The 21252-nt window shown below is 68.4% G+C and carries 17 protein-coding genes and 1 pseudogene; 2 read left to right on the plus strand and 16 right to left on the minus strand.

Annotated features, from left to right (window positions below):
* The first annotated feature begins 112 nt into the window (after positions 1-112).
* Positions 113-1327, plus strand: a complete 1215-nt coding sequence (locus QXH22_RS10855; RefSeq protein ID WP_306243008.1) for a S9 family peptidase — start codon at positions 113-115, stop codon at positions 1325-1327.
* Between the two features lie 26 nt (positions 1328-1353).
* On the opposite strand, the gene eccE is transcribed toward QXH22_RS10855, so the two are convergent.
* From eccE to QXH22_RS10925, 14 genes and pseudogenes are all read right to left on the minus strand, one after another.
* The gene (gene eccE, locus QXH22_RS10860) at positions 1354-2331 is read right to left on the minus strand and encodes a type VII secretion protein EccE (protein ID WP_306275566.1); all 978 of its coding nucleotides are present in this window, start codon (positions 2329-2331) and stop codon (positions 1354-1356) included.
* Entirely contained in the window at positions 2328-3695 is a 1368-nt protein-coding gene (mycP, locus tag QXH22_RS10865; protein WP_306244482.1) for a type VII secretion-associated serine protease mycosin, read from the minus strand. The genes eccE and mycP overlap by 4 nt, the downstream gene beginning before the upstream one ends.
* Before the next feature lie 44 nt (positions 3696-3739).
* A complete protein-coding gene (gene eccD / locus QXH22_RS10870) occupies positions 3740-5134 on the minus strand; it encodes a type VII secretion integral membrane protein EccD (protein WP_306276013.1) in 1395 nt (464 codons plus the stop codon).
* A 90-nt stretch (positions 5135-5224) separates the two neighbouring features.
* On the minus strand, positions 5225-6088 hold the full coding sequence (locus QXH22_RS10875; RefSeq protein ID WP_306243012.1) for an ESX secretion-associated protein EspG: 864 nt from the start codon (positions 6086-6088) through the stop codon (positions 5225-5227).
* A 10-nt stretch (positions 6089-6098) separates the two neighbouring features.
* Positions 6099-6389 carry a WXG100 family type VII secretion target gene (locus tag QXH22_RS10880; protein ID WP_055580201.1) on the minus strand — a complete coding sequence of 97 codons (291 nt, stop codon included), beginning with the start codon at positions 6387-6389 and terminating at the stop codon, positions 6099-6101.
* Between the two features lie 26 nt (positions 6390-6415).
* Positions 6416-6709, minus strand: coding sequence for a type VII secretion system protein EsxG (gene esxG, locus QXH22_RS10885; protein WP_055580202.1), 294 nt, complete (start codon positions 6707-6709; stop codon positions 6416-6418).
* Between the two features lie 104 nt (positions 6710-6813).
* A complete protein-coding gene (locus QXH22_RS10890; protein WP_306243014.1) occupies positions 6814-7122 on the minus strand; it encodes a PE family protein in 309 nt (102 codons plus the stop codon).
* Entirely contained in the window at positions 7119-11105 is a 3987-nt protein-coding gene (eccCa, locus tag QXH22_RS10895) for a type VII secretion protein EccCa (protein ID WP_306243015.1), read from the minus strand. The genes QXH22_RS10890 and eccCa overlap by 4 nt, the downstream gene beginning before the upstream one ends.
* Entirely contained in the window at positions 11102-12700 is a 1599-nt protein-coding gene (gene eccB, locus QXH22_RS10900; RefSeq protein WP_306275567.1) for a type VII secretion protein EccB, read from the minus strand. The genes eccCa and eccB overlap by 4 nt, the downstream gene beginning before the upstream one ends.
* Positions 12697-14550, minus strand: coding sequence for a type VII secretion AAA-ATPase EccA (gene eccA, locus QXH22_RS10905; protein WP_306276014.1), 1854 nt, complete (start codon positions 14548-14550; stop codon positions 12697-12699). The genes eccB and eccA overlap by 4 nt, the downstream gene beginning before the upstream one ends.
* A 195-nt stretch (positions 14551-14745) precedes the next feature.
* Positions 14746-15793, minus strand: a pseudogene (locus QXH22_RS10910) (PPE family protein).
* Positions 15794-15831: 38 nt separating this feature from the next.
* Positions 15832-16728: a class I SAM-dependent methyltransferase gene (locus QXH22_RS10915; protein WP_306243019.1), complete on the minus strand. Its 897-nt coding sequence runs from the start codon at positions 16726-16728 to the stop codon at positions 15832-15834.
* Between the two features lie 21 nt (positions 16729-16749).
* Positions 16750-18375: a PPE family protein gene (locus QXH22_RS10920; RefSeq protein WP_306275569.1), complete on the minus strand. Its 1626-nt coding sequence runs from the start codon at positions 18373-18375 to the stop codon at positions 16750-16752.
* Between the two features lie 73 nt (positions 18376-18448).
* Positions 18449-19354, minus strand: a complete 906-nt coding sequence (locus QXH22_RS10925) for an oxygenase MpaB family protein (protein WP_306243023.1) — start codon at positions 19352-19354, stop codon at positions 18449-18451.
* An 88-nt stretch (positions 19355-19442) separates the two neighbouring features.
* Here QXH22_RS10925 and QXH22_RS10930 point away from each other — a divergent pair, with 88 nt between their 5' ends.
* Positions 19443-20138 carry a TetR/AcrR family transcriptional regulator gene (locus QXH22_RS10930; protein ID WP_306243025.1) on the plus strand — a complete coding sequence of 232 codons (696 nt, stop codon included), beginning with the start codon at positions 19443-19445 and terminating at the stop codon, positions 20136-20138.
* On the opposite strand, the gene QXH22_RS10935 is transcribed toward QXH22_RS10930, so the two are convergent.
* The gene (locus QXH22_RS10935; RefSeq protein WP_306243026.1) at positions 20065-20610 is read right to left on the minus strand and encodes a hypothetical protein; all 546 of its coding nucleotides are present in this window, start codon (positions 20608-20610) and stop codon (positions 20065-20067) included. The genes QXH22_RS10930 and QXH22_RS10935 overlap by 74 nt on opposite strands.
* Positions 20611-20627: 17 nt before the next feature.
* Positions 20628-21209 carry a VOC family protein gene (locus QXH22_RS10940; protein WP_306243029.1) on the minus strand — a complete coding sequence of 194 codons (582 nt, stop codon included), beginning with the start codon at positions 21207-21209 and terminating at the stop codon, positions 20628-20630.
* Positions 21210-21252: the final 43 nt, after the last annotated feature.

Genomic DNA, 21252 nt, shown 5'->3' on the forward strand with positions numbered 1-21252 from the left:
ACAAACCGTATTACCGGACGGCCCCCCAATGCGCGTCGACCGGGTGCCAATTATTGACGAGCATGTCGAAAGGCCCCGCATCCGCCACAATCAGCGCGTTACGATCGGGAAGATGTCTGAGATCTCGGACCTGGTCGGTGACACCGACCCGATCAGTCCTCCACTGCCCATCCCCGACGTACCCGGCGCCGACGTCGGCGCCGAGGGATTGCCTGCCCGCTCGACTCTGTCGCCCCGCCAGCGGGTGGTGGTGGAGGCCTCGGCGATCAGCGATGTCGCACTGCGCACAACGGCATCGGCGCTGCTGGCCGCCACCGTGGCTCCGGTCGTCGTCAGCAGCAATCTGCGGCGCGGCGATTCTGCCAGCGAGCGTGACAAGTTGAAGTTCTACGCCGAGCTCGGCGCCGAGCGTGACCCGCGCCTGTCCTTCCCGGCTCCGCTGGAACCGCCGAAAAACGTGACCCGGCATGCCAGTCCGCTCGCACAACGGGTCGCGCTGGCCACCATCGACAACATCTCGTTCCCCAGCAGCTTCCGGGCGATAAACCCCGCCATGCGCAAGCGGTGGAGCGCGCTGCCGGCCAACAACGTGGTCTGGGCCCAACATTGGCGCCACGACGACGGGCCCCGCCCCACGCTGTGTGTCATCCATGGGTTCATGGGGTCCTCGTATCTGTTCAACGGCCTGTTCTTCTCGCTGCCCTGGTATTTCCGGTCCGGCTACGACGTGTTGCTGTACACGTTGCCGTTTCATGGCAAGCGCGCCGAAAAGCACTCGCCGTTCAGCGGTTTCGGCTACTTCGCCAGCGGGCTGAGCGGTTTCGCCGAGGCGATGGCGCAGGCCGTGCACGACTTTCGCTCCGTCGTGGACTATCTGCAGGGCACCGGTGTGGAACGGATTGCGCTGACCGGACTTTCACTCGGTGGCTACACGTCGTCGCTGATCGCCTCCGTCGACGACCGGCTCGAGGCCGTCATCCCCAACTGTCCCGTCATCACACCCGGTGATCTCTTCGACGAGTGGTTCCCGGCCAGCACACTCATCAAATTCGGCAGGTGGCTGACCAGCATCAACAACGAGGAGTTGCAGGCCGGGCTGGCCTACCACGGCCCGCTGAACTACCAGCCGCTGCTGTCCAAGGACCGCCGCATGATCATCACCGGTCTCGGCGACCGGATGGCCCCACCCGAGCACGCGGTGGCGCTGTGGAAGCACTGGGAACGGTGCGCGCTGCACTGGTTCCCCGGCAGCCACGTGCTGCACGTCAGCCAGCTGGACTACCTACGCCGGATGACGCCGTTCCTGCATCAGTTCATGTACGACTAGATCAGTTCAGGTACGGCCAGATCAGGTCAGATACGACTAAGCGCCTCGGACGGGCCTTGCGCAGTCGGCCAGTCCAACCGCTCCAGCAGGTCGGCGGGCGCCTCGGTGTGACCGTCGAGCCGTCGCGTCGACAGCGGGTCCAGCGTCTGCAACGCCGGCCGCTGGTTGCCCCGCTCCAAGGTCAGGCCCGCGACCGGGGCGGTGCCGCCCGGTGCGGCATCGGTACGCAACGCACATGCCGCGGCAACCGTGCGGTGGGTCCCCGCGTCCGCGATCTCCAGGGCCGTCCAGGTCTCCCGGGCCTGCTGCTCCCGAACCGCGGCCAGCGTCACTCCCAGCCCGTCGTCTGCTTTGACCCGATATGCCGCAACATAATCCGAGCCACTCAGCTGCACCGCGCTCCACGTCTCGCGGGCAGTCTCCCCGGACTCGAACGCCAGCACCTCCGGGACGTCCTCGGCGGCAACGGTATTGGCGTCGAATCCGACCTCCCGCAGGTGATCGGCCAGCCGGCGGGCGGCCACCTCGGCGGTCTCGTGCAACGGGATCCGGGCCGAGCGGGCCTGCAGCGCGGCCAGGTTGTCGACGGCCGACACGGTCAACCCGATCCAGGTGTCGGTGGCACCGGATGCGTTGTGGCGACTGGTGATCCGGATGCTGTCCGCGCGAATGCCATAGCAGTTCAGGTAGCGCGCGATCAGCGGCAGCGGCAGCGCAGCCGAGGACGCCGGTCCCAGCCGCAGCAACGCGGTGGTGCGGGTGTTCGCATCGGGCTCGGGCACCGGTCTCCCACCGCGGCGGACGATGGCCAGCCGCCGGCGCAGGATCGTGGTGAAGTGCAGTCCGCGCCACCACCCGAACAGCAGGATCACCGCCACCGCAGCGATGCCGATCAACCAGTAGGCGCGGGTGGACTGCCAGGGGTAGGCCATGGCGGCCGGCACCACTGCCAGCAGCGCCAGGGTGACCCGGGCGGCACCCGGTGCGGGAATCGAGTGGCTCACGGGGTGGTGGACTCCTTCCGGCGGCGAACTACCGCCACCGTCGCTGCGGTGATGATGACGAGCAGCGTCAGCACGCCGGCTCCGGCCAGTGCGACGTTGCGCGGTGTGGTGTCCTGCGGCGCCGGTGGCTGCGGGACTGCGACCGGCTTGACCGAAGCCGGCGCCGGGGCCCCGCCTGCCGGCGACGGCAGCTGCCAGGTCAGTGCCGCGACGGCATCCAGCGTGCCGGCCCCGACGACGTTCGACGGATCCCGCGGACCGTTCTGGGCGGTCGCCGTGAGGCGGCGCACCACCTCGGCGGCGGGTAGATCGGGGTACTTGGCACGGACCAGCGCGGCGACCCCGGAGACGTAGCCGGCCGCATAGCTGGTGCCGCTGAGGGGGATCAGCTGTTGATGGTCGTCGGGCAGGCCGTTGGCCAGTCCGCCGCCGTCGGCGTTGCTCACCGACGCGATGTTCTCCCCGGGCGCGGCGATGCCGACCCACGGGCCGGCCATGGTGAACTTCGAGGGCCGGCCGTCCGGCGACACGGACGCCGCCGACAGCACGTACGGCTGCCACCAGGACGGGACCGAGACCGACGTGACGCCCGCCCAGTTGCGCGGATCGCTGGGGCGGCTCAGGTCGGTCAGCGGGTTCGATTCGCACGACGTGCCGCCGGCGACCGATCCGGTCGGGCCACTGTTGCCCGCCGCGGCCACGATCACCACATCCTTGTCCACCGCCGCATACTTGATCGCCGCTCCCAGCTCGGCCTGATCCACGGCGCGGTCGGCCGGCAGGCAGGTGATCGCGGAGATGTTGATGACCCGGGCGCCGCGATCGGCCGCATGCACGATGGCGCGCGCCAGGGCTTCGATGTCGATGGCCGCCCGCGCCAGCGTGGGGTCGCCACCGGGGGTGCGCGGCGAGAACTTGGCCGACGTCACCCGCAGCGACAGCAGCCGCGCCGCGGGCGCCACACCGGAGAAGCCGTCGTCTCCGGGCTGGCCGGCGACGATGCCGGCGACCAGCGTGCCGTGCCCGTCGCAGTCGGTCAGCCCGTCGGTGGCCTCCACGAAGTCACCGCCGGCCTCGACATTGCTCAGCCGCGGACCCGGCCGCACGCCGGTGTCGATGATCGCCACCAACTGGCCCTCGCCCCGGGAAAACTGCCACGCCGCAGGGAGATTCAGCATGGACTGGCTTGGCGTCGGCGTGCCCGGGTCGCTGCCGGGGATGACGCCGGAGACGCTGCACGGGCCGCGCTGCTCCATTGTCTGCGCCGGACCCGGCGTCCCGCTCGGCGGCGGTGCCGCCGCGTCCACCACCGGCGGGCTGATCGCCAGCGCCGGCGGCGCCGCCGCGATCACCGGGGCCTGCATCAGCGCCAGAACCGCTGTGCAGCAACCCAATCCAGCGGCACGTCTCATCGATTGAGCACCCAGGCGAACAGACCGACCAGGAACGCCATCACCGGGATCAGCGACGCGTCGAGCCCGGCCGCGACGAAGCCGACCAGTCGGCGCAGCGGCAGCGAGTAGCTGTCCGGCGACGCGATCGACGGGTTCAGCGCCACCACGATCCAGACCAGCACGAGCACCACCAGCACCAGCACCGCCACCAAGGCTCCGGTGAAACGTCCGGTCGCGGCGTAGAACACCGACAGCACACCGGCCACCAGGAACGGCTGGGCCAAAAGCCACGCCTTGCACGCCGCCGAATCCCATACCCGGGCCCGCAGCGCGGCCGCCAGCGAGGCCGCCACCACCACATACCAGCCCGCGACGCTCAACGTCTCAGGTCGCAGCGCGATCGCCACGGATCCGAGCACACCCAGCACCACGGCGGCAGCGATGAAGCCGTTCTGATGCGCGTCGCTGATCCGCACCCGGCGCGGCAGGTCCTGCAGCACCCGCAACGACGGCGCGGACGGCGTGGGGTCGCCGGGCGCCGGGATGACCGGCAGCGGGAAGCGCGCCCACAGCGCCGACAGTTGAGCCGCCTGGATGGTGATCAACAGGGCCGCGACGATCAGCCCGCAGCCCAGGGCGAGAATCGGCAGCCGCCAGAGCATCTCGGCCCCGGCCGCCAGCGCGACGGTCAGCCCGACCACCGCCGAGGCGGTGAAGAAGCCGACGGCGCGCTCCCGCTCGGTGCTGGGAACGATCAACGCGATCAGCGACCACGCGGCGACCCCGGCCGCGCCCAGCAGCACCTGCGCCGCTCCGAATTTGCCCGGCACCGCCAGCGCCAGCGCGGCGGCGATCGGCACCAGCGCGGTGATCGACAGCGCAACGCCGGTGCGGGGAGAGCGCCCGGTGCTGAGCAACCCGGTGATCGCGATGACGGCGGCGAGCGCACTGACCGCGACCAGCCCGACGAGGGCGCCGGTCGCCACCCGGTGGGCGACCGACAGGCCGGTGGCCACCAGCGCGACACCGATCACCGCGGCTACCGCACCGCGCTGAATCTGCTTGGTGCCCCATGGGTTACGTCGCGAGGCCGAGAAGATCATGGCGGCGTCGGCGATGTCCTCGACAATGCCTGGCGCGGCCGGGCCCGTCGGAACCGGCTGCAGCGCAAGCAGATCCCCGTCGACCACGCCGACGGTGTCCAGGCTGGCGTCCAGACTGAACGGCGCTCCGCCGATGGGCGCCAGGCTCAGGTAGGGGGCGGCCGAAGCGCCATCGGCACTGTCGCCGTTGCCGGGGACCACCAGGCGCTGTACCGCCGGCAGGATTTCACGCAGCGGCAACTCGGTAGGCAATGCCATCTCCGTCAACCGGCTGTCCGCGAATATGGCGACGCGGACGATCGGCATGACGGTGCCGGACGTCACTGAACCCACCAAAGCTGCTGGGGCCGTTGCTGGAACATCGTGCTCTCTTTCTGCTTGCTGTCTATGCCTTGTTTATGCGTTCGCCTGGGTGGAGAAGTCTCGCGATAACCGGTGACCGGGGAACCATTCCCCGTCCGGCAGGAAGGACGTGAGTTGCTCGATCGCGACGGCGGTCGCGAACGGCGTGCCGGGACTGAATGTGGAAACCCACTCGCCGTCGAAGGCGCGGGAAGGACTGACCAGCACCCGCCCGGCGGTGGTGTCGATGATGCTGAGCCCGACCTCGGTGGTGGCGTGCCGGCCGTCTCGGTTGCAGCCGGCCACGATCTCGACGTAGCTGCGCGGACCGGTGAACACCGACTCCACCACCGCGCGCGCTGACGCCGGAATACCCAGATAGTCGAGAACTTCGGCGAGCGGCGCCCCGGCCCGCAGCCGCTCGTCGGCCCGGGCCCCCACCCGGGTCGGCATGCTGAACTCCTCGAACCTGGCCGGCGGCCGTTGCATCAATCCCACGCCCAGGACGGGCACCAGCGCGCGCGGGTCGTCGATGTCCATCGCGGTGAACGTGACCAGTTGCGCGCTACGCAGCGCCACCACGGTGGCGCCGGCCCGCTGCGCGACGATCCCGCGCAGCATGTCGCCGGCGTCGGTCACCGAACTGGGCCCCAGGTAACGCAGGTCGAGCCAGCGGTCCGGGAAGCACACCACTTTGATCCAGTCCGCGATCACCGGAGTGATGACGCCGTCCGGCGTCATCACTCCCATCCGGGTCAGCTCGTCCTTCTGACGGTCGAAGAACGCGGTTCGTTCCGCGGCATCGCGATACGGAGTGGTGATGGCGAGCACCCAGGGAAAGCTGCCCGCCCCAGCGGTTTCCGCAATGAACCACGCCTGATCTACCGTCAGCTCAACGGCATTGGGCGAAGCGTCCATCTACGTGCGGCTAACCGCCCCACTTGGCGGCTTCGGCGGCGTCCCGGGCCATCATCGACATGGTGTTGGCTTCATGGGTGCTGGCCATCGCCTGGTATGCACGCACCAGGTCCTCCATGGCCTGGTTCCACTGCACCTGCCACGCCTGGTACGTCACCCCGGTGTCACCCTGCCAGGCGTTCTGCAGCGCGGCCTGCTCGGCCGAGATGTCGGCGCCCAGGCCCTGCAAGGTGCCCGCGTAACCCGACATGTCCCCGGCGTGGGCGAGCATGGCCGGGTAGTTGTACATGATCTGCGACATGATTGATCCCTTCCTGAAAGCCGGACTCAGAAGCCGGTGTAGGACGAAGCGGCCGCGGCGTCGGCGGCCACATAGGTGCCGGCAGCCTCGCCCAGGTTGGCCTGCGCGATGTCCAGCAGGGTGTTGACCCGCGCCGCTACCTCCACGAAGCGGGCGTGGGCAGCCTGAAACGCCGCCGAGGACTCGCCCTGGTGGAACGCCTGCGCCGACATGGCCGCCTGCTCGGCCTGACCGATCGTGTGCCGCATCAGTCCGGCCTTGGCGCTGAACGCCGACTGCGACGACACCAACTGCGGAATATGAGCGTCCAACAAACTCATAGATCTTCCTTCCCTAGATGTGAATCAGAATTCCTTGCGTGGTAAGTGATCTCGCTGACTTCCGGCTCCCCCTTCCTCGCGTTCCCACTCCCCCGAAAAGCTCATCAGCCGCCGGCCATCCCGTAGGTCGCGGCGGCCGCCGCGTCACCGGCCAGGTAGCTGGCGCCGGCGTCGCCGACGCCGACACCGGCGCGCCCCAACTCCTCGACACCCTGGGCGGCGACCGCGGTGTGCTCCTGGCCCTGGGCGCTGAAACCGGCGGCGGTCTGCAGCGACACCGGGTCGGCCGCCGGCGGAACCACCGCGGTGATCAACGGCGCCGCGCTGGCATGCGCGGCAGCCAGTCTCGCCGTCAGCGCCTCGACCGCGGCGCTGGCGGCGGCCAGTCCCTCCGGAACTACTCGCAACGTCATGACTGACTTCCCTCCTGTTGCGTATCACCAAATAACGCGGCCGCACCGACCATCGGATTGACCAATTGCACAAATGTCGGAGTATCGCTGTCCGACAGCAGGATTCCGCGGCCCGCGGGTAGCCGGCTGAACCGCTGTCCGCGGATCTTGCCGCTGTCCTGCGGGTTGCCGGCCAGCATCAGCGTGGTCGCCTGCAGGTCGTTGAATCTGCGCAGCAGCGGGTTGGTCATCAACGCGTGCGCCGACCCGGACGCCCGGCCGGTGACGATCACCCGCAACCCCAGGTCGCTGGCCTGACCCAGCAGCCCGATCAGCGGGCTCCAGGGGCGCTGGCCCACATAAGGTCCGCTGGTCGCCGCGGAATCGGGGACCTGGTCGACGTCGTCGATGATCAGGTAGTGGGTGTGGCCCTGATAGGTCCAGCGCGACAGCTCCGCCGGCGACAGGCCCGCAGGCGGGCGCCGGGACTCGATGATGTTGGCCAGCCCGATCATCGCCGGGGTGATCCGGTCGATGTTGGCGGTGTACTCGTTGTCCGGGAACAACGGTTCGTCGACCAGGTGCAGTCGCCGGTCCAGCACGGTGAAGGCCACCGAGTCGGGAGTCGAATTCTCCCGGACGGTGCGGATGATGTGACGCAGCAAGGTGGTCTTGCCGGACTTGCTGTCGCCGAAGACCATCAGCAGCGGCTGCTCGGCGAAGTCGTGCACCACCGGTGCCAGGTCCTCCTCGCGCTGGCCGATGACGATCTGTTCCGGGCCGCGGTAGAGCGCGCCGACCGCTTCGGGAGCCAGGTTGCTGGGCAGCAGGCGCACCGGCGGCGCCGTCTGGCCCGGGTAGCGCGCGTTGATCACCGGTATCTGGTCCAGTTCCGGTTCGGCGAACAGGAAGTGCTGGGCGGCCATGGTCAGGCCGCGTCCCGGTTGGTCATGCGGGATGGCCTCGGCCGGACGGTGCAGCGCACCCGTCACCCGCACATTGCTGTCGCGTGCATCGTGCAACTTGAGCTCGAGGCGCAGCCCGAGGCCGTCGCGCATCGCAAGGGGCACCTCCAGCCAGCTCGGGGTGGTGATGACCACGTGGATGCCGTAGGCGAGTCCACCGTTGACCAGCTCGGTCACCCTGGCCAGCAACGGGTTTCGGGTGTTGAACTGGTCGACGTTGTCACGTCCGAAGCCGTAGAGGTTGTCGATGACCAGGAAGACCTCGCCGAAACCGTCATCGGTCACGGAGCCATTGCCGTTGCCCTGCTTGTCGCGGAACGCCTCGCGCCGCTGCCGGGCCAGCAACAGCTGCTCCAGCTCGCCGAACGTGCGGCGGATGCGTTCGGGCTCCAGCGCCGAGGCAACGGTGCCGACGTGCGCCAGGCCCTCCAGCGCGCGGAGTTGTCCGCCGCCGTAGTCCAGGCAGTAGAACGTCACGTCGCGCGGCGTGTGCAGGCTGGCCGCCGAGAGGATGAACGTTTGCAGCGCAGTCGATTTCCCGGACTTGGGACCACCGTGGATCACCATGTTGCCGGCCGAGGAGGTGGCGTCGAAGACCAGTGGGTCGCGGCGCATCTCGAACGGCTTGTCGACCTCGCCGAGCGGCCAGCGCCACTGCCGCGCCGGCACACCGGCACGCGCCAGTGCCGCCGTCAGCGGGATCGGTTCGTCCAGCGGCGGCAGCCACAGCTGCGGCGCCCGCGGACCATACCCGGCCAGCTGCTCGCCGATGGTCGCGATCAGCTTGCGCGGCGGGCCGACCACCTCGTCCTCGCCGGCACCCGAGATCACGGTGCCCGGGTCCGGCTCGACCGCTCCGGCGGGGAACAACTTCGGCTCCGGAACCGTCTGAACCACCAGGGTTTTCGCTGCCTGCGGAGGCTCGTAGATGCCGTCGACGTAGGTCGACCGGAACTTGATCGGGGCCGCACCCGGCGCCGGAACCAGGAATCCGATGCCCTTGTGCTCCTTGCCCGATTCGATGTGATAAGCGTCTTCCACACCGATGATCTGGCGAGACACGCTGGGGCTGGCCACCTTCAGACCGATCCGGTACGAGGTGTTCTTGTCGATGTCCTTGATCTTCCCGACATCTAGCGTCTGGGAGGCGAACAGGATGTGGATGCGGAACGAGCGGCCCTTACGCGCCACATAGTCGAACAGCTCCGCGTACTCCGGGTGGTCGGCGAGCATCAGGGTGAACTCGTCGGCCACCACGAAAAGTGTCGGGATGGGCGCCAGATCATGCCCATTCGCGATCGCGGCCTCGTACTCGGTGACCGAGTTGAACGCGCTGCCCTGCACCTTGCGGCCGGCCTCGCGCAGCAGCATCTCCCGGCGGGCCACCTCGCCGCGCAGCGTGTCGGCGAACCGGTCGGCCAGTGACTTCTTCTCCGCCATGTTCGAGATCACGGCGACGACCTGCGGGAAGTTGCGGAAGCTGTCGGCCCCGGCCTCGCCCTTGAAGTCGGCGTAGATGACGATCAGCCGATCCGCCGAGTGAGTTGTCAACAGCGACAGCAGGATCGACATCAAGGTCTGCGACTTGCCGGAACCTGTCATACCGATCATCAGGCCGTGCGGACCCATCCCGCCCTCGGCCTCGTCCTTCAGGTCGAACATCAGCGGTTCGCCGGTGGCGGTGACACCGATCGGGACGCGCAACTCCTCGTCCCGGCTCCGCGGCGCCCACAGCGCGGGCACATCCAGCCGGGATGCGTCCGAGATACCCAGCAAGGTGGTGAAATTGGCGCCGCGAGTGGCTGCCGAACGCAGCCCGGTGTGGGTCGGGTTGGAATCCCAGCGCGACAGCCGGCGCGCGAGGTGGGCGGCTTCGTGCCCGCTGAACTCGTCGGCTGCGTCGATGTAGGGCTGCCAGCCACCGGTCTGCCACCGTTCGATGGCTCCGTCGGCGACCCGCAGAATCGGCTTCTCCGGGTCGGAGTACTGCTCGCGGTGCGGCGCCGTGTCCGAGAAGTGCACGACCGTGACGCCGGCACGGGCCGAACCGAGCGCCGAGACCTTCAGGTCATAGTCGGGGTCGTCCACCACGATCAGCAGGTGCCGCAACGCATCTACCGCCCGGCCGGTGAACGCCGGGCGGTCGTCCAATGCCGGAGCGAGCAGATCCGCCAGTTCGTCGGCATCGTCGGTCAGGTAACGGGCCGGGCCGACACCGTCGACCTGGCCCGGGATGTCCACGTGCGGCAACCATTTCAGCCACGACCAGTCGTCGCCCTCCAGGTCGCGGGTGGCCAGCGCCACGCCGAGCACCGTCGGGTCGTGCCAGGTGACCGCCTGAGCGATCCAGGCCCGTACCGCTGCCCGCGCCTGCTCGGCGTCCCCCAGCACCGTGATGCGGGAGACCTTGGTCAGGTCGATTCCCGTCGGTATGTCGCGAACCGTGCGCTGAGTGTCGAGCAGGCTGCGTAATGCACTGTGCGACACCGGTTCCAGGTCGATCTCGTCGGCGGTGTCGTTGACCCGCAGCGCGGTGGCCAGGGGAGCCGAGTGGCGACCGGCCCGCAGTACCAGGAAGTCCGGGTCGTGCGGGTCGCGCTCCCACTGGCGACGCGACCCCGGTACGGCGGCCAGCGCCTTGGGCTCCGGGTGCGACCACTGCGCCGCGGCCCGCTGCTCGGCGGCCTGCGCGCGGATGTTGTCCCGCACCACCGAGAGGTAGCGCAGATAGTCGGCCCGTTCGGCATCGACCTCCTCGGTGCGCATCTTGTTGTCATTGCCCCGGTAGAGCGCGGTGGCGGCCAACAACAGTACGAACGGGAAGAACAACGTCTGCGGTGAGATCACCTTCATGCCGGTGGCGAACAAGGCCACGATCATGCCGACGATCAGAATCCCGATCAGGTACGGCATTGCGCGGCGGAACAGCGACGGCGGAATCGCCCGCGGCAGTTCCGGCGGTGCCTCGATGGTGATGGTGCCTTTGCGGGCGGCGGGCGGCGTCAACCGCCGGCGCGCCTCGAAGATCAGTCTGCTCATCGGGGCTCCCCTTCGGCGGTTACCGGGTGGCCCGGCCGGCTGTCGGGCGGCAGGCCGTCATGCGCCAACAGCGCATCGGCGCGCGACAGTGTCGGACCGGGTGCGAACAAGGACAGGATGGACCACGGGATGCTCAGCGGCGGCGACGCAAGACCAAGAGCCTCAACCGCTTTGCTGCGGCCGGTGGCTCCCGGGCGGCCGTCGGACTCGGTGTCGATACCGAACCGGACCCCGGTGTCGGAGACCCAGAACAGCGACCCGGTGGCGGGCGCTGTCGCGCCGCCGCCGACGGTCTGGGTGAAGTATCCGGAGCCCGGCGTGATCGCGACTTTGGCTCCGCCGCCGACCAATTCGACGGTTCGCAGTCCCTCCGGCACCGGAAGCGCCGATCCCGACAACAGACTCAGCGAGCTGGTGGCGGCTCCGGCGGGCTTGCTCCAGAAGGCACAGGTGACCGGATTGCTGGCCGGGTTCACCAGCGTCACCGGCTGTGCCGGATACCGGCCGGTGTCCAGCATCCGCGACACCGGCAGCTTCGCGATCTCATCGGCACCCAGGCGTGGAGGTTGTTGCAGCCCATAGGAATTCGTGTTGCGCAGGATGGACGCCAGCACCGGTGAGATCGGTTGCAGCCCGTCGGGCAGCACCGCGTAGTAGCTGACGGTGTCCGAAGCGCTGCGGTCCACGGCGTAGGACACCACCACCCCGCCGATCGGCGCGGGCACGGCGAAACCGGCCGGGGCACCGGCATTGGGGATGGGCGGCGCAGCCAGCGGTGGCGACTCGGGAATCGCATTGAACAGGCCCGCTGCCACCGGCCGCGCCGCGGGCACGTCGGTGCCCAGGCCGAGAGCATTGGTGACGGCGTGGTCGGCCAGGTCGATGCGGCTGCGCTTGCCGTCCCACAACACCCAGGTGCTGTTGCCGTTATCCACCAGGATCACCTGGCCGGCACTGATCGTGGCCGCGCGGGAGCCGTCGCTGTAGGGCGCTCCGGCGATGACGGTCACACCGGTGTTGCGGGCACCGCGCCCCGGCTGCCCGCTCACCGCATCGCACACCGTCCAGGCGGCGTCGCGAGAGGTGTTCTGCACCATCCGCTCCGGGGCACCCGGAATGCCGATCAGGTTGCCGCGCGGAAACCGGTCCAGCTCAGCACTTTTCACCGTGGTCGGGTTGACCGGCTGGCCGGCGATCAGGCGGGCCGAGGTGAGGTTGAGCACCGGGTGCAGCTGATCCCCCACGCGCACGTAAAGCGCTGCGGTGGACCGGTCGGCCAGCACGGTGTTGCTGCCCACCTGCCCGTTGGGCCGGATCAGCGAGAACACGAAGCAGCCGAGCAGCCCGGTGACCAGCAGCAGTACGCCCATCAGCACCGCACGCGACTGGGTACGCAGCGGGTCGACCAGCATCCTGGTGTCGTGCAATGCAATTCCGGAGGCGATGCGTCGCATCACGAACCGCCACCCGGTCACCTGGTGGCGCGTGACGAAACCACGGCGGTAGTGCACCTGGTCGGGGTTTTCGTTGACCGGCGTGCGAGAAGCGAAGGAACGCCGCTCGTCGCGCTCGTCGTCGTACTCGCTCTTGCTCATGCCGGCACCGACAGTCCCAGCCCGCGCAACAGCGGGGCGACGGTGTTGCGGACGTCTTGCGCGGTGATCGTCATCAGTTCCTCGTCGGTGAATTCACCCGTGCCGGCTTGTTCGGAATGGTCGAGCCGGAATTCGCGCTCCTCCTCGGAGCGTTCGACCACGTTCCGGACGAACCGGCCGTTGCCGGCGATGTCGAGGTTGCGCCGCGCGATCCCGTTGCTGTCGGGCGACGACGTCTCGGCCAAGTGGGTGAACAGCCGCTGCATATCGTCCAGGGCGGCCTGCTCGAACACGCTGTCCCGTTGCTGCGCCATGAGATTGGCGATCTCGGTCAGTTCGGACGGCTGGTAGGACGGGAAGTCGATGCTGCGGGTGAAGCGGGACCGCAGCCCCTCGTTGGTGTCGAGGAACTTGTCCAGGTCTGCGCGATACCCGGCGATGATCACCACCAACCGGTCGCGGTCGTTCTCCATGCGCGCCAGCAGCGTGTCGATGGCAACCAGTCCGAAGTCGTTCTTGGCTCCGGTGGCCACCAACGCATACGCCTCGTCGAGGAACAGCACGCCATCCAGGGCGCTGTCGATGATCGCGTTCGTCTTGGCCTCGGTTTCACCGATGTGCTGGCCGATCAGGTCCGCTCGGTGCACCTCGCGGATGTTCTCGCGCTTGAGCAGGCCCAGGCCGCAGTAGATCTTGGCGACGACACGGGCGATGGTGGTCTTACCGGTCCCGGGCGGGCCGGCGAACACCAGGTGGTGGGTGCGTTGGGCGACGGTGAGACCACGCTGCTGTCGCAGCACGGCCATCGCTACGGAACTCTTCAGCCGGGACACCTGGTTCTTGACCTCGTCCAGACCGATGAAGTCGTTGAGCTGAACCTCGGCCTCTGCCAACAGGGTGGCCTTGCGCTCGCGGGCGCCCGGGTCGACGAAATCGGCGTCACTGGGCTCGGTTTCGGCGTCCCACGGGTCGATGCGGGCGTCGATGCGCGCCGCGGTGGTGGTGACGATCCCGAAACTCGGATCGGACAGCGCCTGCTCGATCTCCGCATTCTCCGGATTGGCCGCGTACAGCTCGTGCAGCACTTCGCTGGCCGCTTCCTCGTCGACGTGCGCGCGCAGCGCCAGCGCCTTGGCCAGCGCACCGTCGACCGCGGCGACGGCGATGGGGCCTTCGGGCTCTTCCAGATAGGACAGCGCCGGAGCGAACATGCCCAGTCGCGCCAGCGCGGTGCCCAGCGTGATTTTCACCGCGTGCGCGAAGGCCTCGTCGAGGTCGGTGTCGTTGACGATCGGGGTCAGCAGCTTGACCACGTCCGACCAGCGCTCGGCGCGGTAGTGAATGACGACCGAAATCCAGCGGGCCTCACGCGATTTGGGGCGGCGCTCGCTGATGCGGCTGACGATCTGGTCGGCCACCGCGAACTGGCGCTCGGCCGCCAGCGAGGCCGCGTAGGCGAGGTGGAAGTCGTCGGGCGTGGTGGCCCGGAACTGTAGATACAAGCCGGTGTCGTAGCGGAACCCGAGTGCCCCTGGCGCGAGTTCGACCTGACGCTGCAGTACGCCGGCTGTGGCGGCGGTCCGCGAGACCTGTTCCAGCACATGCTTGGAGGTGTCACCGGCGGCAGCCAACCCGGTCCATGCATCGCACTGCTCGTGCGCGACACGGGTCAGCGCACTGAAGCCTGAGCGCGCCGCACTCAGATCTGCCGGTCGCTTCCGCTCGTAGACCGCGATACCGAGGGCCCGACAGCAGGTGGCAAACCTACTGAGGACGTCTTCGTCGACTCTGCCGTCCGTCCGGGATGCTCGGGGCGCAGCCGCCAGCATGCCTATATCACCGCGTTCCACGCCCGCGCCGTCTCCTGAAGTCAAGGTCGCCATTGGCGAAATCCGCCCGAGGTTAGCCACACGAAGTTAGCATTCCCTAAGCTAACTGTCGAGGCGGCCCGTTCCGCTCGATTTACCACTCGGACTCCCGTCTCAAAGCTGCTGACCTGCGCATTTTCCGCGGCTGGAGATGATGCGAGGCCAAGGTACTGAAGCTTACTGAATATGATTTTCATTAACAACACCGGGGTGGGGTGGCTCTCGGCCCGGCGCCCAGGTACGCGGCAGGATCGGCGCCACCGGCGCACCGATGAACCCGTCGGCGCTCAACTGCGTCAGGCCCGCGGCGTCGGCGGCGGTCCCCCGGGCAAGCGTTCCGGCGAAGCCGAGGGTTCCCGCGCCCGACCCCGACTCGGCGCTCAGGAACTCGTGGCGGTGTCCACGGTCGGGCAGCGTCGCGCGGGCCCGCCGGCGGGCCCGGTCTTTCCCGCGCTCCGGGGCCGTGATCGCCGCCGGCGCAGCGACCTCGTCCGGCGCTACCGCCCTGCGGCGGGCACTGGTGCTCATTGCCGATCCGAAGCCTGTCCCCGATCCGCCGACCAGGTAGGGATAACCGGCCGGTCCCACACCCGGCGGCGTCGGCGGCGGGGCTGCCATCGTCGGAAGGGTCGGCGTGGTCGGCCACCAGGATCGGGGGCGCCGCGTCGGCCGGCGCCGCCGGTGCCACCGCCGCATCGGTGACCGCCTGGTAAGCGGTCATCGTGTCAGCGGCCTGGATCCACATCCGGACATAGTCGGCCTCATTGACCGCGATGGGAATGGTATTGATCCCGAAGAAGTTTGTTGCCACCAGCGCCGAGTGCACGACATGGTTGGCGGCGAGTTCGGCCAGGGTCGGCATGGCGGCCAGCGCGACGGTGTAGGCGGTCGCGGCGGATTCCTGCCGCACGGCGGTGTCCGCGCTGGTTGCGCCGGCCCGCTGCAGCCACTGCAGATACGGCACATGCGCGGCCGCGTACCGCGCCTCCGTCGGCCCCTCCCAGGCACCGGCCTGCACTGCCGCGAGCAGACCGGCAAGTTCGTCGGCAGCCGAGACGTACCCGGCACTGAGCGAGCGCCACGCCTGCGCGGCCGTCAGCCAGCCCGACGGTCCTGGGCCGCTGCTGAGCTGGGCCGAATGAATCTCGGGCGGGAAGGCCCCCCACGGCACAACCGGCACGGACAGGTAGTCGGGGATACGTCGGGAAAAGTTCCCGACATACATCAACTTCTTTTGCGACTCACAGAAACCGCAGCCGTCCGCTACGGCTTGGCGGCGCTCACCAGCGTATTGCGGGCGAACATCGGGGCTGCCTCGGATCCGGGCTCGGGTACCGGCCGACCGACCTCCCGCAGGTAGTCGTTCAGGGGTGTTCCGATCGCCGTCCAGCCGTGCTCACCGAACCAGTCGGCGGCGGGCGCGCAGCGTTCGTTGTAGACCAACTGGAAGAAGGGGCGCTCCTCCCCGGCGGCGCGTTCCTCTTCCACCTTGGCCTGGAACTCTTCAGGAGGCATCGGGGCGCCGTCCTCGACGGCGACGTGGCTGCCGAGGGTGGCCAGCGCGTCGATGCCGGTGAACAGCTGCTCCTGCGCGGCGGCCGGCAGATAGATCAGTAGCCCTTCGGCGATCCAGGCGGAAAACAGCGTGGGATCAAAGCCGTTGTCCTGCAACGCCGCCGACCAGTCGTCGCGAAGGTCTACGGCGATCTCTCGGCGCTGGGCGCGCGGCTGCACGCCATGCTCGGCGAGCACCTCGCGCTTGAACTCGAGAACTTGCGGTTGATCCAGCTCGAAGATGGTGGTGCCGTCCGGCCACGGCAATCGGTAGGCCCGCGAGTCCAGTCCGGCCGCGAGGATCACCACCTGACGCGCCCCGGCTGCCGCCGCACGGTGGAAGTAGGCGTCGAAGTACTTCGTGCGAGCGGCCTGGAAGTTGACGAAGTGCTGACCGAAGTCATCGCTGAGCAGCTCATGGTCAGGCGCGTTGCCGTCGAGTACGTCGGCCCAGGAACCGCCCACTGCCCGGCAGAACAGTTCGGCATACGCGTCGACGACCAGCGGGTCCGGCTTCTTGGCCTCTAACGCCCGCGCGGTCGCGACGAACAGCGCCGTCGACCCCACGCTCGTTGTGATGTCCCAGCTGTCGCGTTCGCTTCGCACTCAACCGACCCTACGCGCGGCTCACGCCCCGTCGGGATCCCAGGTGCGCGGCAACATCGGCGCCCTCGGCCGGCCACCGAATTCGTCGTCAACCAGTGTGGCCAGCCCCGACGCGTCGGCGACGGATTCGCTGCGCACGGTGCCGGTGAATCCACCGAAACCACCGGCGCCGGTCCCCGATGCCGCGGGCCCGGCGTCTGCTGCCCAGTCCGGGTCAACGCCCACATTCATATCGGCGAACTCGTCGCCGTGATCGCGCGCCGCCGCACGCCGGCGACGTCGCTCCCGTGCCTGCTCGCGTGCGGACGCCGCGGCCGCCGCAGCAGCCAGGTCGGGCTCCGGAGCCTTTCTGCTGGCACTGGCACGCGCACTCATGCCCGAACCGAATCCGATCCCGGGTCCGCCGCCCACCAGGAAGGGGAAGCCGGTGCCGGCAGCCGGCCCGGCGGCCGGTGGTGCGGTCCCCACGCTGGTGACCGTGCTGGTGACGGTGGCCGTCGTCGGCGCCGGCGCGGCAGGTGCCGCGGAGGCCACCACGCTGGGAGCGGGTCCCGCGACGGCGATGGCAGGTGTCGCCGCAGCGACGGGCGGCACGACCGCGGCGACCGTCGCGGGCGGTATCCCGCCGAGTCCGGCCAGCCCGGCCAAGCCGCTCACCGCACCGAGGTTGGCGACGGCGCCGCCGATTGCAAAGGACAGCAGCTGCGGGGATTGCAGCAGCGGAACCAGCTGAGCCAGGTGCGTCGGCCAGTCGAACTCGGCGAGTTGGACGACGTACTCGATCGCCCCGGCGGGGTTGGTGAACAACTGCTGGACGAAAGTCTCGAACTGCTGGCCGAACTCGAGGGAGCGCGCCACCCACCACATGGGTTGGGTCGCGTCGGCGATGTCGTGCATGTGGACGCCGTTCAGCGTCCCCTCCAGGGGGTCCCAGTCGATCTGGCCGCCGGTGATCGCCCGCAACAGGTCGGCAACCAGGTAGTCCAGCGGGGTGGGGTCCCCGTGGTCGTGGTCTTCGTGGCCGTCTTCGCCATGATCGTGGTCGTCCCCGTGGTCGTCTTCGGCATGATCGTGGTCATCGCCGTGGTCGTCGTCCCCGTGGTCGTCTTCGGCCGCCACGATCTCCGGCGCCGGAGCGGTGGCCGGAGTCGAGGCCGCGGCGGCGCTCGACACCGCGTCGTAGGTCGCCATCGTGGTGGCTGCCTGGATCCACATCCGCGCGTAGTCGGCCTCGTTGAGGGCGATCGGGATGGTGTTGATGCCGAAGAAATTGGTCGCGATGAGCACACCGTGTATCGCATGATTGGCGGCCAACTCCACCATCGTCGGCATCGCCGCCAGCGCACTGACGTAGGCGGCGGCCGCGGTCTCGTGTTGGGTGGCCGCCTGGGCGCTGGTGAAACCAGCCTGCGTCAGCCACGCCAGGAAAGGCTGGTGCGCGGCAACATACTGCGCCGCGGTCGGCCCCTCCCACGCCCCGCCCTGCACCGCCCCCAGCAGCGCCAGGAGTTCGTCGGCCACCGCGGTGTACTCGGTGCTCAACGCCGTCCACGCCGCCGCCGCGGCCATCAACGCGCCGGGCCCGGGGCCGGCGCTGAGCAGCGTCGAATGCACTTCAGGCGGAGCCGCCATCCAGACCGTGGCCATCACAACACTCCTCCATCGGCGAACACCGACTTCGGACGTTAACGCTTTTGATAATCGTTTTCAATACGGGGCGCTACACGAGCGGCCGGCCCGTCCTGATCCGCCGATCCAGGTCCCAGAGCATCAGGTTGAACGGAAACTGCCGAACCACCTTCGGAACCAGGCCGTTCACGGCGCCGATCACCGACATCAACCCGTCGAACTGCCGCTGCTTGGCGTCGTTCCAGGGCAGCCGCATCTCGTCGCGAAATCGTTGCGGCAGGAAGCCGGTGGTGATCAGCAGCGCGACGTTTTCCAAGGGAGCACGCATCCAGGCGGGCAGCGGCACGCCCTTGATCCGGGCTACCGCGATCGGGTAGAGGAATTCCCGGACGGTGTCGTCGATGTGCACCTTATCCAGTGATTCCTGCCAATACTTGTCGAAGGCCGCTACATCCGCCGGCCACATCTCCACCGGCACCTGCAGGGTGGTGCCGATCGACATGCCCTCCTGGTACAGCCGGTCGGCTTCTTCGGCGGTCAACTCACCGACGAACGTGCGATAAATGTCGATGCCGCCCTTGAAGATGCACGCCGCAACCCATAACTGCAGGTCCGGATCGAAAGCGTTGTAGGACACCGGACTATCGGGAGTGGAGTAGACCTGCGCGTGGGCGCGGTTCACGGCGCGGCGGAAGGCCGCCTTCTGAGTGTCGGTGCCGGCGTTGGCGACCGCGATGTAGGTGAACGTGGTGCGGGCCCGCTTGATGGGATGGCGGTCGATGCGCCCGCTCTCGACGCGACTCTCCGCCACTCCGTGCCCGACGCCGGGGCGTGACAACTCCATGATGACGTTGGCCGGCCCGGCCAGTAGCGCCACACCCATCAGGCTGTAGTCCTCAGCCAGCCGTCGGCGGGTTCTACCGTCCGGCCGCGGATTGTCGGAGATCGGGCGCTCCACGTGCGGAAGGCGCTGGCGCACCGTCTCTTGAATGGTCATTGTCGACTCCCGGCCATTGCACCTTAATTTGACAACGCGTGTTTCCTGATATTGTCCGGTACAGCATGCCGATGTCAAGATGGACACCATGACGCCGCCGAGCGCACGGCCCTACCGGGGCATCGACGCGACCGAACGTCTTGCGGCGCGCCGCAACCAACTTTTGGAAGCGGGTCTGGACCTCCTGGGTTCGCCCGACGACCCAGAGCTGACGGTCCGCAGCGTCTGCCAACGTGCCGGGTTGTCCGCCCGGTACTTCTACGAGAGCTTCAGCGACAAGGACGAGTTCGTCGAGCGCGTCTATGACTGGGTGATCGCCAAGCTCGCGGTCAACATCACGTCCGCCGCTGCGACGGGGCCGCCGGATGAACAGGCCCGCGCCGGGATGGGCGTCGTGGTGCGCAGCGTCGCCGAGGACGCCCGCATCGGCCGTCTGGTGTTCAGCACCAAGATCGCCAACGCCGTGGTGATCCGCAAACGGGCCGAATCCAGCGCACTGTTTGCGCTGGTGACCGGTCGGCACGTGATCGACATGCTGCGCGCACCGGAGAACGAGCGGGTCAAGGCGGCAACACACTTCTCCGTCGGCGGGGTCGGGCAGACACTGAGCGCCTGGCTGGATGGCGAAGTGAAGATGGAGCCCGACGAACTCGCCGACCTCCTGGCCTCGATGCTGGTCGAGCTGACCGAACCCAGCCTCTACCAGCCGACTAGGGCATCAACGGCACCTGCCACACCCGCATCTCGGGGTGCAGCCACAGACGCAACCACGTCAGACGCATGATCCGCAGCGCGCCGGAGATCAGCAGATAAGCCATCGGCGCCTGGATCAGCATCGCGGTGACCACAGACAAGGCGGCGTCCTCCGGCTTGGCGGTCATCAGGTCGAACCACCCGTCGCAGATCAGCAACACACCGGTGGTGAACCCGGTGAGCACGATCAACTGCCGGCGCAGGAACGCCAGCACCGCGGTGGCAGCCATGAACCCGAGCAGCAGGATGTCGAAACCGATCCAGGTGGCGGGCCAGTTGTGGGCCACGTACTTCTGCGGAAGCGTGACCGACAGGTAGCCGATCCACGGGATCATCACGATCAGACCGCCGACGATCAGACCGAGCCGGATCCGCCGCATCCGCGCCAGGGTCTCCGGATCCTCCAGCTCGCTCACCGGCTTCTCCAGCCGGGTGATCAACTCCCGTCGCTGCTGCGGGCTCAGCGCCTCGATCTGTTCGTCGGAAAGAATGCCCTCGGTCACGCTCAAAGTATCGGGGGCTAGCGGCCCGCCGTCACCGGCGGGCGGCGATCGGCCGCGGTCCTGGGCACCGCCGGGGTATCGGCTTCGGTGAATTCCCTTACCCAGCAGGCGAATTCCAGCATGATGCCGTCGGGGTCCTGGAAATAGAAGGAGCGTACGTACACCCCGGGGTGCACCGTGGCCGACACCTGCATCGGGCTCTCATCATGGTTGAGTACGGGTCCGACCCGCACGCCCTTGTCTTTCAGACGCTGCCGGTAGGCGTCGAATTTGTCGGCCGGCACGTGAAACGCGAGGTGGTTCATCGTGCTGACCGCGCTGGTGATGTCCCCGAGGCCGGGCAGGGCGCCCGGCGACGAGATGCCCGGCACCCGGTCGGCCGCCTCGGCGAACCAGAAGAACGCGACGCAGTCGCCGTTGCCGGCGTCGAAGAAGAAGTGCTGGCCCGCGCCACCGGGCAGGTCGAGCGACTTGATCAGCGGCATGCCGAGGACGTTGCTGTAGAAGTCCACCGTGCGCTGCATGTCCGAGCACACCAGCGCGACGTGGTTGATACCGCCGAGTTCGAACTCGCTGTTGGTGTTGTGCGGCTTGATCATGGTGCGGCTCCCCTGGTTATGATCCGTACCTGAATCTAACATC

It is taken from the genome of Mycobacterium sp. TY814, assembly GCF_030755175.1.
In the GTDB taxonomy this organism is placed as follows: Bacteria; Actinomycetota; Actinomycetes; order Mycobacteriales; family Mycobacteriaceae; genus Mycobacterium.

Bases quoted from the DNA above. Each gene is read 5' to 3' on its own strand.
- QXH22_RS10855 (WP_306243008.1), top strand. From the start codon at position 113: ATGTCTGAGATCTCGGACCTGGTCGGTGACACCGACCCGATCAGTCCT.
- mycP (WP_306244482.1), bottom strand. From the start codon at position 3,695: ATGCAGGCCCCGGTGATCGCGGCGGCGCCGCCGGCGCTGGCGATCAGC.
- eccD (WP_306276013.1), bottom strand. From the start codon at position 5,134: ATGCCGATCGTCCGCGTCGCCATATTCGCGGACAGCCGGTTGACGGAG.
- QXH22_RS10875 (WP_306243012.1), bottom strand. From the start codon at position 6,088: ATGGACGCTTCGCCCAATGCCGTTGAGCTGACGGTAGATCAGGCGTGG.
- QXH22_RS10880 (WP_055580201.1), bottom strand. From the start codon at position 6,389: ATGTCGCAGATCATGTACAACTACCCGGCCATGCTCGCCCACGCCGGG.
- esxG (WP_055580202.1), bottom strand. From the start codon at position 6,709: ATGAGTTTGTTGGACGCTCATATTCCGCAGTTGGTGTCGTCGCAGTCG.
- QXH22_RS10890 (WP_306243014.1), bottom strand. From the start codon at position 7,122: ATGACGTTGCGAGTAGTTCCGGAGGGACTGGCCGCCGCCAGCGCCGCG.
- eccCa (WP_306243015.1), bottom strand. From the start codon at position 11,105: ATGAGCAGACTGATCTTCGAGGCGCGCCGGCGGTTGACGCCGCCCGCC.
- eccB (WP_306275567.1), bottom strand. From the start codon at position 12,700: ATGAGCAAGAGCGAGTACGACGACGAGCGCGACGAGCGGCGTTCCTTC.
- QXH22_RS10920 (WP_306275569.1), bottom strand. From the start codon at position 18,375: ATGGCCACGGTCTGGATGGCGGCTCCGCCTGAAGTGCATTCGACGCTG.
- QXH22_RS10925 (WP_306243023.1), bottom strand. From the start codon at position 19,354: ATGACCATTCAAGAGACGGTGCGCCAGCGCCTTCCGCACGTGGAGCGC.
- QXH22_RS10930 (WP_306243025.1), top strand. From the start codon at position 19,443: ATGACGCCGCCGAGCGCACGGCCCTACCGGGGCATCGACGCGACCGAA.
- QXH22_RS10940 (WP_306243029.1), bottom strand. From the start codon at position 21,209: ATGATCAAGCCGCACAACACCAACAGCGAGTTCGAACTCGGCGGTATC.